This window comes from Streptomyces pimonensis (assembly GCF_041380215.1).
GTDB lineage: Bacteria > Actinomycetota > Actinomycetes > Streptomycetales > Streptomycetaceae > Streptomyces > Streptomyces pimonensis.
Genome location: NZ_JAHWZY010000011.1, coordinates 93,298 through 107,172, shown reverse-complemented (window position 1 = coordinate 107,172; position 13,875 = coordinate 93,298). Strand labels below are relative to the sequence as shown.

Sequence of the window (13,875 nt, the reverse complement as noted above, 5' to 3'; positions counted from 1 at the left end):
GACGTGCGCCCCACCGTGACCGGTGGCTCCCGGCCTCCCCGCACCTCCGCCCCCGGCGGCCCGCCTCCCCGAGAGCGACCTGGATCGAACGCGCGCCGGCCCGCGTCACCCGCTGGGGCGCCCGTCTGTCTGTAAGGACTTCTTTTGGGACCAGAGTTCGGAGTTCTTTTGGCCCCACTGGCGGGCCGTAGGGGGCGTGTGGAGAGGTGCTTCGCGCCCCTGTAGCAAGTTCTTTTGGCCCCACTTCGATCGGGTGGTTCCGCTGGCCGGGTGTGGGGGGCTGGAGGGTAGTTTTGGGGTATCGGTCAGACGCCGTCACCGTGCCCCCGACAGGCGCGTGGAGTCTGCCGACCCGACTCGATTCAGGTCGCAGGCCGCCCAGTGTCTGCGGCGGCTGGACGAGAACGGGTGCTGGCCCGGTCGGCACTGGGACTTTTTGGCCGGGCCCGACATGGCTGCGGCCGGCACCCCGTCAGGGGCGCCGGCCGCGGTTGCCGTGAGGAGTCAGCGGCGTCGCTTCTTCTGGGTCTGTGCGAAGCGGTAGGAGTCGGTGCCGGTCTCGACAATGTGCGCGTTGAACGTGACCCGGTCCACGATTGCCGTGCAGAGACGGGGGTCGGTGAACGTCTGCTTCCACTCCGAGAACGGCGCGTTGGAAGCGACCGCGATGGCCCCTCTTTCCTCACGTTCAGTAAAGATCTGGAACAGGAGCTTTGCGCCGGCCTTGTCCAGGTCGAGATAGCCGAACTCATCCAGGCAGAGCAGATCGACGCGTCCGTAACGGGCGATGGTGCGGGCGAGCCTCTTCTCGTCGGCTGCCTCTGCCAGCTCGTTCACCAGGTTCACCGTGGTCGTGTAACGGACCCGGAGCCCCGCTTCGGCGATCGCGGTGCCGATACCGATCAGCAGGTGGGACTTGCCGGTGCCACTGTCGCCGATGAGGCAGAGCGGCTCCCCGGATTTGACCCAGGCCGGGTCAGCCAGGGTGCCCAGGAGTTCGGGTGTGACGTTCGGGTTCTCGGCGAAGTCGAAGTCTTCCAGCCGCTTGGGACGGGGGAAGTTGGCCTCCCTGACCAGCCGCTGCTTGCGGCGTTCTTCACGTTCGGCGACTTCAGCTTCCAACAGGTCCGCCAGAAAGTCCTTGTAGCTGACCCGCTCGCGCAACGCGGAAGCCGCGATGTCCTCGAATCGGCTGCGGATGGTGGGCAGGTGCAGGGTCCGGCAGGCTTCGTCGATGACTGTGTCGACGGCGCCTTCCGCGGCGGCATCACTGCGAGGCGGGGGAATCCGCTCGTCCGTGGATGCTGTGGGAGTACTCATGCAGGGCCTTTCGGTTGGCGGCGGGTCAGGAGCTGGTCATAGGGCGCCACCGACGGCAGGGGGCGCTTGTCCTCGGGGATCTGTGCTCTGCGGGCTGTCAGGGAGACCACGCCGCTTGGCTCGGCCCAAGGCGGCGGATCGTCTGGGTCGTCCGGCAACGGGGTCTGCTCCGGTTCGGCAGCGACGGCTTTGCGAGCTTCGACAGCCACCACGTCCGAGCTGATCGAGCCCGCTCTGACTGCGGCAGCCATGCCCAGCTGGACGGCCGCCGCGGGCATCCGCCGGTGCAGCAGCAGGACCTCGATCAAGGCCCGGGTTCCTGCCGCGTCCCCGTGACTGGCACGGGCCGATGCCCAGAAGGCCTCATGGACTTCGGTGAACGAACCGTTCTCGCGGGCGCTGGCCAGCGCGGTCGATCCCGCCATTGCTCCCGGCTCGGCCAGCAGGATTTCCAGATAGTGATCGAGCTCGTCACGGAACTCACCGCGCCGGGTCAGTCGCGGATGGCGGGCCACGACCGTGCGCCGTTCGAAGATCAGAAGTTCGTTGCCCCGCAGCAGCACCCGAATGTTCTGTCCGATGAACCGGGCCGGTACTGAGTAGTGGCACTGGCGGACGGTGATTCGGCTGGTGCGGTCGACCTTCGGAGTGAGGGTGATGCCGCACTCGAATTCCTCGAACGGCAAGGGCGCCAGGCCGTCGCTCTCACTCACGAAGTTGAAGCCGATGGATGTCAGTTTGCCCTGCAGAACACGGTCGTCCTCGGCCACGTCGATCGCGGCGATCTTTTCATTCAGCTCTTCGAGCGATGCCACTTCGGGAACCGGGACCAGATGGGTGCGGCGGAAGCGTCCGCCCTCCTGTTCCACCCCGCCCTTCTCGTGGGCGCCTTCCTGGCCAGGGATGCAGTAGAACGCGTCAAAGCCGTAGTGGGCACGGAAGGTGACCCACCGCTCGGACTCCACCCGGCTGCGGCCCGTGCAGATTCGGTTGACCGCCGGCTTCAGATTGTCGTAACGGATGTGGCGGGCCGGCACTCCGCCCAGCGCGTTGAAGGCCGCGACGTGGCCTTCCATGAACGACTCCTGGGCCTGCGAGGCGAAAACCCGGTGGATGGCCTTGTCCGAGTACGACAGTCTCAGTGTGAACAGATGGCACTTGGTCACTGTCCCGGCCAGCCGCACCCAGACGTCTGCGAAGTCCACTTCGGCCTCTTCGCCGGGAAGGTGGATCTGCGGGACCATCCCCTCCAAGTGCCGGCGTCCCTCGCGGGCTTCGGTCTCGATCTCCGGCCGGCGGACCGCCACATAGTCCGAGACCGTCGAGTACGACACCTGATCGAACCCATGCTCCTGCGCGAGGCGTTGATAGACACGCCGGGCGGTGTGCTTCTGCTTTCGAGGAGCCGTGAGGTCGTCCCGCAGCATCGCGTCGATCCAGCCCTTGGCCGGGTCCAGCACCGATCTCCGTGGCTGTTGCTCCTTGCGCGGCGGCGGCACTGCGGACTCCAGCGCCTGCCGCACCGTGCGCCGATGCACCGAGTATTTCTCTGACAGAGCACGCTGCGACAACCCCGGATCGAGACGTTTGTCCCGACGGATAGCGGCGAACAGCTCAGCCCGCGACAAACCCACCCCGGCCTCCCGACACGACCGTGTTCCAACATCACGGTCCCGACATGACCGTGATCGACGGAGACACCTTGTCGCTGATCGGCGGACGGCTCATCGCATGCACTCCATCGTGGGCACGTCGCCCTCGACGAATGTCGCGGCCAAGTGAACGGCCTGGTCACGGCCCCGGACCGGGCCCGTGACCAGCACGTTCGTCAACGACCTAGCCGACGCAGAACTCGTTGCCCTCGGGATCCTGCAGAACGACGGCGTAGTAGTCCATGTCCGGCCTGTCCATTACCCGCAGCACAGTCGCACCAGCGCCGGTAAGCCGTTCCACTGTGGTGGTGATCCGCTGAGTGCGAACCGCCAGCGGGACGCTCCGGCCACCGCCGACTTTCAGGTCAAGGTGTACCCGGTTCTTGACGGCTTTGGGTTCCGGCACCGGCTGGAACCACACCCGCGGTCCCTGCCCTGTCGGGTCGACGATCGACTCCGGCCCCTCTCCGACGCCATTCAATTCCTCTTCGGGCACTCCCATGTCCGCCCAGTAGTCCCGCCACGTGTCGTGCCCGCCCGGCGGGGGCTCCGGGACATATCCCAGTGCGTCGGCCCAGAAGGACACCAGCCGTTGCGGGTCTGTGCAGTCGATGGCCACTTGAAGCGTCAGATCCATGCCAGCAGCGTCTCAGGCAGGTCTGACAGAGACCGGGTCGCGACGCTTGCCGGGCCGAACACCGTGAGTGGAGCCAAATCAACTCCGTACGTCCCTGGAGCCCGGAATCGTTCCCGCAGTGGAGCCCAGAGAAGTCCTTACAAACACCCGTCACCGGCAGCCCGCCCGATTGATTGACGGCCCTGGTCGGCGTGTCCCCGGAGCGGCTCGCCGCCGCCCTTCCGTGCCGGGCGCCGTGCGGGCGTGTCCGCGGGGAACCGGCTCGCGTGACCGGCCCGGTATCGCCTTGTGCTCCGTAGTGCCTCACCGTCAAGCACGTCGTCGACCTCCCCGCCCACTTCCTGGGGGGCGCGGGGGCGAGGAAGCGTGCCCCTCCGTCCTCTCACGTGGGCCGCCCTGCGACGTGACCGGCTCACGGGTCATCGGGACGAGGCGGTTACCGCCTCTCCGGGGACACCGCGCCGATCGGACGTGAACGGCCGGTGCCGGGCCGGAAGACGCGAATACGGTAGACGAAATTGTTGACAATCTTGTTTGGCTAGATTTACGTTCGACAGGCACTCACTCAGGGAGGGCAACCATGCCGAAACAAGCCCGTCCGGGCACCGGGGAGCAGGCCAAACAGCTTGCGCTCGGGCAGCTGCGGCAGGCGATCCTGCGCGGCGAGATGGCACCGGCGCAGCGGCTGGTGGAGAACGAACTCGCCGAGCAGTTCGGCGTGACCCGGGCCAGCATCCGGGCCGCACTGATCGACCTGGAGTCCCAGGGGCTCGTGGAACGCATCCGCAACCGCGGTTCACGGGTACGGGTCGTCACGGTTGAGGAGGCGGTGGCCATCACCGAATGCCGCCTGGTTCTCGAAGGGTTGTGCGCGGCCAAGGCCGCCGCCGCCGTCGACGACGAGCAGCTCGGTGAACTGCGGGGCCTAGGCACGGCCATGCGCAAGGCCGTGACCGCCGGCGAGCCGTTGACCTACTCGGACCTCAACCACGAACTCCACGCCAGGATCCGGGAGTTCTCCGGGCAGCGGACGGCCGTGGAGCTGCTGGAGCGGCTCAACGCCCAACTGGTGCGTCACCGTTTCCAGCTGGCGCTGCGCCCGGGGCGTCCGCAGCAATCCCTGAACGAGCACCTGGCCATGATCGAGGCGATCGAGGCCAGGGACCCACAGGCGGCCGAGGCGGCCGTCCGGGCCCACCTCACCAGTGTGATCGAGGCGCTGCGCGACTGACACACACGCGTCGAGGCGGGCGTCACCTGTTCACCAAGGAGAAGCATCCATGACGCACGGCAACGCGCCCGCCGCCACTCCACGCTCGACACTCGTCGTCACCGCGCACGCGGGGGACTTCGTGTGGCGGGCGGGCGGCGCCATCGCCCTGGCCGCCTCGCGCGGGGAGAAGGTCACCATCGCGTGCCTGACCTTCGGCGAGCGCGGCGAGTCCGCCAAGGCATGGCGCGAGGGGAAGAAGCTGGAGGAGATCAAGGCGATCCGCCGGGAGGAGGCCGAGAGGGCCGCCGCCGCCCTCGGTGCCGAGGTCCGCTTCTTCGACGCGGGCGACTACCCGCTGACCGCCACGCCCGAGCTGACCGACCGGCTCGTCGAGGTCTACCGCGCCACCCAGCCCGACGTGGTGCTCACCCACCCGGTCGAGGACCCGTACAACGGCGACCACCCGGCCGCCAACCGCATGGCTCTCGAAGCCCGTGTCCTCGCCCAGGCCATCGGCTACCCGGGCGAGGGCGAGATCATCGGCGCCCCGCCGGTCTTCTACTTCGAGCCGCACCAGCCCGAGATGAGCGGCTTCCGGCCCGAGGTCCTGCTCGACATCACCGAGGTGTGGGAGACCAAGCGCAAGGCCATGGAGTGCCTCGCCGCCCAGCAGCACCTGTGGGACTACTACACCGACCTGGCCGTCCGCCGCGGCGTCCAGCTCAAGCGCAACGCGGGCCCCAACCTGGGCCTGGCCCACAAGACCATGGCCGAGGCATTCATGCGCCCGTACCCGCAGATCGCGAGGGAGCTGGCATGAGCGGCGTCATCGTCACCGGCCCGCCGAAGGCCGCCGCCGCGGACGTCGAGGCGCTCGCCAGGTACGGCGTGGCCACCGTCAGCGAGGCCATGGGCCGCACCGGCCTGCTCGGCCCGGAGATCCGCCCCGTCCAGCAGGGCGTACGCATCGCCGGCACCGCGGTCACCGTCCTCAGCTGGCCCGGCGACAACCTGATGATCCACGCCGCCGTGGAGCAGTGCGGCGAGGGCGACATCCTGGTCGTCACCACCACCTCCCCGTCCACCGACGGCATGTTCGGCGAACTCTTCGCCACCGCCCTCCAGCGGCGCGGTGTGCGCGGTCTGATCATCAACGCGGGCCTCCGCGACACCCAGGAGCTGCGCGAAATGGGCTTCGCCGCCTGGTCCCGGGCCGTCTCCGCCCAGGGCACCGTGAAGGCCACGGGCGGCTCGGTCAACGTGCCGGTCGCCATCGACGGCCAGGTGATCCGCCCCGGCGACGTGATCGTCGCCGACGACGACGGCGTGGTGGTCGTCCCTCGCGAACGCGCCCGGCGGACGGCCGAGGCGTCCGAGGCCCGCGAGGTCAAGGAGGCCGGCGCCCGCGCGGCGTTCGTCGAGGGACAACTGGGCCTGGACCGCTACGGGCTGCGGGAGAAGCTGAAGCAGCTGGGCGTCACCTACCAGTCGTACGACGAGTACACGGCGGGGGAGCGGCCGTGACCGGCTCCGAGGGGGTGCGCTGCACGCTGATGCGTGGCGGCACCTCCAAGGGCGCCTACTTCCTGGCCGACGACCTGCCCGCCGACCCCGGTGCCCGCGATGGGCTGCTGCTGCGGATCATGGGCAGCCCCGACCCGAGCCAGATCGACGGCCTGGGCGGGGCCCACCCGCTGACCAGCAAGGTCGCCGTGGTTTCCTGTTCGGCCGACCCGGACGCGGACGTCGACTACCTCTTCCTCCAGGTCGCCGTGGACACACCCGAGGTGACCGACCGGCAGAACTGCGGCAACATCCTCGCCGGGGTGGGCCCGTTCGCGGTCGAACGCGGGCTGGTGGCGGCCGGGGACGAGGAGACGTCCGTACGCGTCCGCATGCGCAACACCGGAGAACTCGCCGTCGCGACGTTTCCCACCCCGGGCGGACGCGTCGACCCCACCGGGAACGCCGAGATTTCCGGCGTGCCCGGGACCGCCGCCGCGGTGGTCCTGGAGTTTCCACAGGGTGCGGGCCCCCTGCTCCCCACGGGCAACGTCCGCGACACCGTGGCCGGTACGGAGGTGACCTGCGTGGACAACGGCATGCCGGTCGTGCTGATCCCGGCCGCCGCGCTGGGGGTCACCGGCTACGAGAAGCCCGGGGACCTGGAGGAGGACGCCGCGCTCGCCGACCGGCTGCGGGAGATCCGGCTCGCCGCCGGACGGCTGATGGGCCTCGGCGACGTAGCGGGCACCACGGTGCCCAAGCTGACCCTGCTCGCCCCGCCCGCGGACGGCGGCGCGGTCATGACCCGCACCTTCGTCCCCGTGCGCTGCCACACCTCCATCGGCGTACTGGGCGCCGCGAGCGTGGCCGCCGGACTCCGCCTGCCCGGCGGGGTGGGGGAGCCGATCGCGGTCCTCCCGCACTCCGGCGACCGCCTGCGCGTCGAGCACCCCACCGGATTCCTGGAGGTCGGCGTCGACGTCGACCCGGGCTCCGGCACGGAGCCCGCCGTGGTCCGCCGCACCGCCGTCGTACGCACCGCACGGAAGATCTTCGACGGCACCGTCTTCCCGCGGTCCGCCGAGACGGCACCGATCCCCGCACAACGCCCTGGAGGCCCCCATGACTCCGCCGCTCGGTGACATCGCCCACGTCGGCCACGCCCAGCTGTTCACGCCCGACCTGGACGCGAGCGTCGCCTTCTTCACGGACTACCTGGGCCTGACCGTCAGTGGTCAGGACGGCGACACCGTCTACCTGCGCACCTACGACGACTACGAGCACCACAGCCTGGTCCTCACCGCCCGCGAGCACCCCGGCCTCGGCCGGCTCGCGCTGCGCACCTCCAGCGAGGAGGCGCTCCGGCGCAGGGTGGCGGCGCTCGAGGCGGCGGGCCGGCCCGGCACGTGGACCGAGGACGAACCGGGCCTCGGCAAGATCTACCTGACCACCGACCCCGACGGCCACGAGCACGCCCTGTACTGGGAGAGCGAGTACTACCAAGCACCGGACGAGCTGCGGCCGGCGCTGAAGAACCAGCCGCAGGCCAAACCCAACCGGGGCGTGGGCGTACGCCGCCTCGACCACGTCAACTTCCTCGCCGCCGACGTGCTCGCCAACGCCGAGTTCCAGGAACAGCTCCTGGGCGCCCGGCCCACCGAGCAGATCCGGCTCGACTCCGGGAGGATCGCCGCCCGCTGGCTGACCTTCACGGACAAGTCGTACGACATCGTCTACACCGAGGACTGGACCGGCACCTCGGGACGCCTCCACCACATCGCCTTCGCGGCCGACACCCGCGAGGACATCCTGCGCGCCGCCGACCTCGCCATCGACACCGGCGTGTTCATCGAGACGGGCCCGCACAAGCACGCCATCCAGCAGACCTTCTTCCTCTACGTCTACGAGCCGGGCGGCAACCGTATCGAGCTGTGCAACCCGCTCACCCGCCTGGTGCTGGCTCCCGACTGGCCGATCGTCACCTGGACCGAGGCGGAACGGGCGAAGGGGCAGGCCTGGGGTCTGAAGACCATCGCGTCCTTCCACACCCACGGCACCCCGCCCGTCGCCTAGCGGGGACCGGACGACGGGGGGTGGGCCGCGCAGGTCGTGCGCGGCCCACCCTTCGGCGTATGCGCCCGAGTCCCCACGGCGGCCACCGGAACGACGGCATCAGATCGTTGCTGAGATTGTCAACAAAAGTGTTGACATCCGATGAACGCGGTCTTTAGCGTCGCCCCATCACACGTCCCCTCCAGGCACCGCCTCCTGGACGAGAGGAAAACAACGATGTCCTCCTCACCCGCCGTGCTGTCCCCCCGCGGCAGCAGACTGGCCCTGCTGGTCGTCGGCCTCTGCTGGCTGGCCGTGCTCTTCGACGGCCTGGACATGTTCATCTACGGCTCGGTCCTGCCCCGCATGCTCGAGGAGAAGGCGCTCGGCATGACTTCGGGACAGGCCGGCGACCTCGGCAGTTACGCCACCTTCGGCATGCTGGTCGGCGCGCTGGCCGCGGGGACGGTCGCCGACCGGATCGGCCGCAAGAAGTTGATGGTCTCCTGCGTCGCGCTCTTCTCGCTGGCGTCCGGCCTCTGCGCGGTCGCGAGCAGCGTCGCCGTCTTCGGCCTCGGCCGGACCCTGGCCGGCGTCGGCCTCGGCGGCCTGCTGCCGACCGCGATCAGCATGGTCTCCGACTACGCCCCGCGCACCCGCGCCGCCCTCACCATCGGCCTGCTGATGACCGCCCACCACACCGGGGGCATCCTCTCCGCCTACGTGGCCCTGTGGATCGTCGAGCCCCTCGGCTGGCGCGCCGCCTTCTGGGTCTGCGTGGCCCCGCTGCTCTTCGTCCCGGTGCTCGCCAAGTGGCTGCCCGAGTCGCTGAGCTTCCTCGTCGCCCGGGGCCGCACCGATGAGGCCCGCGAGCTGGCCGCCCGCTACGACGTCGAACTGCCCGCCGCCGCGACCGGCAAGCCCGCCGCCGGTGCCCGCTGGAACAGCCTGCTGGGCCTGTTCCGCGGTGGCGAGTGGGTCCAGACCCTGCTGTACTGGCTGGCCTCCTTCGGCGGCCTGCTCCTCGTCTACGGCGTCGCCACCTGGCTGCCCACCCTGATGCGCGGCGAGGGCTACGAGCTGGGCTCCGCGCTCACCTTCGTCGTCCTGTTCAACCTCGGCGGCATAGTGGGCATGCTGGTCGCCGGCCGCGCTTCCGACCGCTTCGGCGCCCCCCGCATCTCCTCGATCTGGTTCGCGCTGACCGCCGGCGGCGTCTTCCTGCTCAGCGTCCACATGCCGCTGGCGCTGACCTTCGTGGTCGTCTTCCTCACCGGCGTGTTCCTCAACAGCGCGCAGACCATGGTCTACGCGACCGTCTCCATCGGTTCCGCCCCCGCCAACCGTGCCACCGCGGTCGGCTGGACCTCCGGCATGGGCCGCTTCGGCGCGGTCTTCGGCCCCTGGCTCGGCGGCCAGCTGCTCGCCGCGGGCAAGGGCGACTGGGGCTTCACCGCCTTCGCCCTCGCCGGCTTCTCGTCCATGGTCTTCATCGGCGTCGCGGCCCTGCGCACGGCCAAGCGGTCGGGCACCGGCAGCCCGGACCGGAAGCTGGTCGGCGCCCACTGAGCCCGGCACCCGTCGCCGTCCTGGCCGGCGCCCCGCGGGGCGCCGTCGGGGCCGGCCGGGTGCGCCCCGTCCAGCCGAGCGGTTCGGGTGCGGTCTCCGCTTCTGTTCCGTGCCTCGGTGACACGCCCCGTTCGTACGGGACAGGTGGACGACGGGCCGGGTCCGCTCCGGACGGCCCGGATCGGTGGACATACCGGCTGCCTCATGGCGGCCCGGACGCGTTGTTCGATGCGGTCGTCGACCTGGGCGTGGGCGACGCGGCCGTGGCGACGCGGGCGAGGAGCCCTGTACCCAAGGGCGACGACGCCGCTCCCACCGACATCGCCCTCGACGGCCTCCACCGCGCACGTGAGCCGAAGAAGCTCGTCCTCATGGACTGCGACTACTTCTCCCCCCGACGCCGAGCGGTTGGAGCCGTCCTCCTCGGCCGTCATCAACTGGTTCGACACCCGCCTCAAGCCGGGTGCGGGACGGTCTCATGGCTCCCTGGTTTCTGCGTGCGGGTGTGCCGGGAACGGTCGACGGAGCGAGGACGTCAGGAGAGCCAGAAGTCGCAGCGGTGGTCGGCCGAGTAGTCGCTGATCACCTTGCTGGCCCCGGCCGTGCGCAGCTGCATGACCGGCCAGTTCGCCGCCTCGGTGTAACGAGGCCAGGTGGGCTCGCCCTTGGCCTTCGGGGCACCGCTGTGGGCGAAGGCGCCCCAGTAGGCGATCATCTGGTCGGCCAGCTTCTCCTGCCGTGCGGTGAGGGGCTTCTCGCCGAGGGTGAAGTCGAAGAGGTAGGCGAGTTCGGCGCTGTGCGCGTTCGACATGTCCTTGCCGGGGATGGTGAAGCCGTACAGCGTCGGCGAGGTCGGGTCGTCGAACTCGTACCGGTAGACGGGCGCCTCGGCGGAGATCAGCTGCGCGGCCTGCTGGTTGGTGCAAGCACGCTGGACGTCGGTCCGGATCTGCGTGAGGGCGTCCCAGGGGTTGGCGAAGTCCGCCAGCGGATACAGGTCCAGGACGCGGTCGGCCCGGTCGCCGTAGTCCTCGCGGACCCGCTCCTCGAAGTCCTCCGGTGTGAGGCCGGCGAACGCCTCGGAGGCGAGGCGGTTCTCGGAGTGGGTGTTGCCGGTCAGTACCGGCACCGCGTTCCAGGTCCCGTCGGCCAGCGCCTGCCGGAACGTCTTGGGCAGCACGGAACCGCCGACCTTGGAACCGCCCAGGTACTCGCCCTGGTGGGCGACCAGGGCGCCCGGCCATGCCTTGCGCAGGCAGGCGACGACGGTGGCCTCGTCGGTGCAGCCGACGGCCTCGGCGTACGAGACACCGCTCTGCTCACCGGCTGCAAGCGTCGACTGCGACTGCAGGCACTGGGAGCTCTGCACCGCCGCCTTGCCGAACAGGCCGCGCGCGGACGGCATGGCCATCAGGTCGCAGACGGCGCCGCCGCCGGCGGACTGGCCGGCGATGGTGACGTTGCCGGTGTCGCCGCCGAAACGGGCGATGTTGTCCCGGACCCACTTCAGGGACGCCACCTGGTCCATGCGGGCGTAGTTGCCGGAGCCGCCCGGGGTCCGTTCGCTCAGCGCCGGGTGGGCGAGAAAACCGAGGGCGCCGAGGCGGTAGTTGACGGTGACGACGATGACGTCGCTCTTGGTGGCCATGCTGCCGCCGCCGTAGATGACGCCGGTGCCCTGGGTGTTGGCGCCGCCGTGGAACCACACCAATACGGGCAGCCGGGCACCGGGCTTGGTGCCGCTCGGGCGGTAAACGTCCAGGTAGAGGCAGTCCTCGCTGACGGCCTGCTCCTCCCGCACGCCGGAGGGCTGGAACTGGAGACAGGCGGGCGACTGCCGGTCCGCCTCGCGCACGCCCTTCCAGGACGCGGGTGCGGCGGGCGGTGCGAAGCGCAGGTACCGTACGGGCGGGGCGGCGTACGGCAGTCCCAGGAAGCGGTCCGCCCGGTCGGCGGTGACCCCTTGGACCAGGCCGCTGTCCGTCCGCACGACGGGAGCGGCGCGGCTCGCGTCCGGTCCGGAGGCCGAGCCGGCGGTGGACGCGGAGGCCATCAGGGCGAGGGCCGGCAGCAGGGCGGTCGCCGCGAGCGCGGCCAGAGGGCGCGTCAAGGCACGTCGGAACACACAACCTCCAAGTAGGGAGCCGCCGTCACGTGACCGGCGGGGCGAGCTGTGGGATGTGAGTTGTCTGTGGCCGACTGCGAACGTAACCGGTCGGCAATATTGTCATCAATATGCTCGACATGTTTTCTTCGGCCGGTGAAGGCGCGTCGTGCGCGGCCGCCCTCTCATTGCCCTGGGCATGAGCGGCGGTTTCGGCAGTCGAACGCGTGACTGCCGCCAACTGCCTTTCCCGCTTGAAGTGTTGACCACGGACGCCACCCCGTCGACACTCGGCCCGGATCCGCCCGACACCACGCACGGGACCGGGCGACCTCCTCCACCGGTCCGTGTCGGGGGAGCGCCGGGCGGCGTGCCCGACGACGTGCGCCGCAGGGAAGGGAACGCCCCCATGCCTCACTCCGACGACCGCGGCTCCAGGGTCCGCGGGCTGCTGGTCCGGTTGGCCCTGGGCGAGCTGCACAGGGCCGCGCGTGCGGGCGGACGGCCGCTGAGACCACCGGCCCCTGGGGAGCCGGGCCGCAGCCCGGCTCCCCACAGGCCACTCACGCTCGCGGACGGTCCGCTCCCGGACGCCGTCAATGCCGCAGGCGATCCGCCAGGTGGTGAGGCGGTTTCCCAGCGGGCCGTCCCGGGAACGCACCGCGGTGCCGGCGGCCGGAGTGTCCGGATGCGCGCTGCCCCCGGACGCGCGCCGCCTTCACAGCCACGGCAAAGGCGCGCCTAACCGTTTCCTCAGGCGGTGTCCGGACAATCGTCGGCATGAACACCTCTCACCTGTCACGACGCGGTCTCCTCGCCGCCTCGTTCGGCGCGGTCCTCCTCGGTGCCACCGCCTGTGCCAACTCCTCCGACGGCTCCAGTGCATCGGCGTCCAGCTCCTCCGGGGCAGCCAGCGGCACCCCTGCCGCGGAGGCCACCACGACCGGCGGCGCTGAGGAACCGCCCAGCCTGGAGACTCTGACCTCGGAGGTGAAGAGCACGTTCCAGCAGTTCACGTACGAGGACTCGCAGACGGGGAAGTCCCTGCCCTACAACCTGTACGTCCCCGAGGACTACGACGCCAGCAGGTCCCACCCTCTCGTGCTCTACATCGCCGACTCCAGCCTGGTCGGCCAGGACGTCACCGCCCCGCTGTCACAGTACGGCGCACTGATCTGGGCGAGCGCCGGCGAACAGGCCAAGCACGCCGGCTTCGTCCTCGTCCCCGAGTTCCCGTCCGTCATCATCGACGACCACGGCAGCTACACCACCACCGACTACGTCGAGATGACCACCCGCCTGCTCAGCTCGGTCACCGGCGAGTACAGCATCGACGACAAGCGGATCTACGGCACCGGCCAGTCGATGGGGTGCATGACGGTCATGTACCTGGCCGCCCAGCATCCCGACCTGTTCGCCGCCGAGCTGTTCGTCTCCGGCCAGTGGGATGTCGGCGAACTGGACGGCCTGGCCGAGCAGAAGTTCGTCTACATCGCCGCCGGCGGCGACGAGAACGCCTCCGGCGGCCAGGCCGACGTCAAGGACATGCTCGAGGAAGCCGGGGTCTCGTACCAGAGCGCCACCTGGGACGCGACCTGGTCCGCCGAGGAGTACGCCACCGCCGCCGAGAAGCTCTTCGCCGCAGGGGACGACATCAACTTCGCCACCTTCAAGTCCGGCACCGTCCTGGAAGCCTCCGACTCCTCCTCTTCCGGACCGGCCATGAACAGCGAACACATGGCCTCCTTCGAACCCGCCTACAGGATCACCGCTCTGCGCGACTGGCTCTTCGAGCAGAAGGCGGCCTGAGACCGCACCCGGC

At 70.0% G+C, this 13,875-nt stretch carries 11 protein-coding genes; 7 read left to right on the top strand and 4 right to left on the bottom strand.

Annotated features, from left to right (window positions below; genetic code table 11):
* Nucleotides 1-504 precede the first annotated feature (504 nt).
* The 3 genes from istB to KYY02_RS13495 form a co-directional block, all read right to left on the bottom strand.
* Nucleotides 505-1,320 (bottom strand): IS21-like element helper ATPase IstB, encoded by an 816-nt coding sequence (gene istB, locus KYY02_RS13505; protein WP_371238157.1) that lies wholly within the window; start codon nucleotides 1,318-1,320, stop codon nucleotides 505-507.
* The gene (gene istA, locus KYY02_RS13500; RefSeq protein WP_371238249.1) at nucleotides 1,317-2,948 is read right to left on the bottom strand and encodes an IS21 family transposase; all 1,632 of its coding nucleotides are present in this window, start codon (nucleotides 2,946-2,948) and stop codon (nucleotides 1,317-1,319) included. Before istA ends, istB begins: the two co-directional genes overlap by 4 nt.
* 208 nt (nucleotides 2,949-3,156) lie before the next feature.
* The gene (locus KYY02_RS13495; RefSeq protein ID WP_371238156.1) at nucleotides 3,157-3,609 is read right to left on the bottom strand and encodes a VOC family protein; all 453 of its coding nucleotides are present in this window, start codon (nucleotides 3,607-3,609) and stop codon (nucleotides 3,157-3,159) included.
* A gap of 580 nt (nucleotides 3,610-4,189) precedes the next feature.
* On the opposite strand from KYY02_RS13495, the gene KYY02_RS13490 reads away from it, so the two are divergent.
* The 6 genes from KYY02_RS13490 to KYY02_RS13465 all read left to right on the top strand — a co-directional run bounded on the left by KYY02_RS13490 (nucleotide 4,190) and on the right by KYY02_RS13465 (nucleotide 9,949).
* On the top strand, nucleotides 4,190-4,840 hold the full coding sequence (locus tag KYY02_RS13490) for a GntR family transcriptional regulator (RefSeq protein WP_371238155.1): 651 nt from the start codon (nucleotides 4,190-4,192) through the stop codon (nucleotides 4,838-4,840).
* A gap of 49 nt (nucleotides 4,841-4,889) precedes the next feature.
* Nucleotides 4,890-5,642 carry a PIG-L deacetylase family protein gene (locus tag KYY02_RS13485; RefSeq protein ID WP_371238154.1) on the top strand — a complete coding sequence of 251 codons (753 nt, stop codon included), beginning with the start codon at nucleotides 4,890-4,892 and terminating at the stop codon, nucleotides 5,640-5,642.
* Nucleotides 5,639-6,346, top strand: a complete 708-nt coding sequence (locus KYY02_RS13480; protein WP_371238153.1) for a 4-carboxy-4-hydroxy-2-oxoadipate aldolase/oxaloacetate decarboxylase — start codon at nucleotides 5,639-5,641, stop codon at nucleotides 6,344-6,346. Before KYY02_RS13485 ends, KYY02_RS13480 begins: the two co-directional genes overlap by 4 nt.
* Nucleotides 6,343-7,470, top strand: coding sequence for a 4-oxalomesaconate tautomerase (locus KYY02_RS13475; protein WP_371238152.1), 1,128 nt, complete (start codon nucleotides 6,343-6,345; stop codon nucleotides 7,468-7,470). The genes KYY02_RS13480 and KYY02_RS13475 overlap by 4 nt, the downstream gene beginning before the upstream one ends.
* Nucleotides 7,451-8,401: a VOC family protein gene (locus KYY02_RS13470; RefSeq protein ID WP_371238151.1), complete on the top strand. Its 951-nt coding sequence runs from the start codon at nucleotides 7,451-7,453 to the stop codon at nucleotides 8,399-8,401. Before KYY02_RS13475 ends, KYY02_RS13470 begins: the two co-directional genes overlap by 20 nt.
* Nucleotides 8,402-8,617: 216 nt before the next feature.
* The gene (locus KYY02_RS13465; RefSeq protein WP_371238150.1) at nucleotides 8,618-9,949 is read left to right on the top strand and encodes an MFS transporter; all 1,332 of its coding nucleotides are present in this window, start codon (nucleotides 8,618-8,620) and stop codon (nucleotides 9,947-9,949) included.
* A gap of 535 nt (nucleotides 9,950-10,484) precedes the next feature.
* Here the strand turns inward: KYY02_RS13465 and KYY02_RS13460 are convergent.
* Complete coding sequence (locus KYY02_RS13460; RefSeq protein ID WP_371238149.1) at nucleotides 10,485-12,059, bottom strand: carboxylesterase/lipase family protein; 1,575 nt, start codon at nucleotides 12,057-12,059, stop codon at nucleotides 10,485-10,487.
* Nucleotides 12,060-12,833: 774 nt separating this feature from the next.
* Here KYY02_RS13460 and KYY02_RS13455 point away from each other — a divergent pair.
* Complete coding sequence (locus KYY02_RS13455; RefSeq protein WP_371238148.1) at nucleotides 12,834-13,862, top strand: carboxylesterase family protein; 1,029 nt, start codon at nucleotides 12,834-12,836, stop codon at nucleotides 13,860-13,862.
* Nucleotides 13,863-13,875 lie beyond the last annotated feature (13 nt).

What these genes read in the sequence shown, in the direction of transcription:
- istB (WP_371238157.1), bottom strand. Translation starts at nt 1,320, where the DNA reads ATGAGTACTCCCACAGCATCCACGGACGAGCGGATTCCCCCGCCTCGC.
- KYY02_RS13495 (WP_371238156.1), bottom strand. Translation starts at nt 3,609, where the DNA reads ATGGATCTGACGCTTCAAGTGGCCATCGACTGCACAGACCCGCAACGG.
- KYY02_RS13490 (WP_371238155.1), top strand. Translation starts at nt 4,190, where the DNA reads ATGCCGAAACAAGCCCGTCCGGGCACCGGGGAGCAGGCCAAACAGCTT.
- KYY02_RS13485 (WP_371238154.1), top strand. Translation starts at nt 4,890, where the DNA reads ATGACGCACGGCAACGCGCCCGCCGCCACTCCACGCTCGACACTCGTC.
- KYY02_RS13480 (WP_371238153.1), top strand. Translation starts at nt 5,639, where the DNA reads ATGAGCGGCGTCATCGTCACCGGCCCGCCGAAGGCCGCCGCCGCGGAC.
- KYY02_RS13470 (WP_371238151.1), top strand. Translation starts at nt 7,451, where the DNA reads ATGACTCCGCCGCTCGGTGACATCGCCCACGTCGGCCACGCCCAGCTG.
- KYY02_RS13465 (WP_371238150.1), top strand. Translation starts at nt 8,618, where the DNA reads ATGTCCTCCTCACCCGCCGTGCTGTCCCCCCGCGGCAGCAGACTGGCC.
- KYY02_RS13455 (WP_371238148.1), top strand. Translation starts at nt 12,834, where the DNA reads ATGAACACCTCTCACCTGTCACGACGCGGTCTCCTCGCCGCCTCGTTC.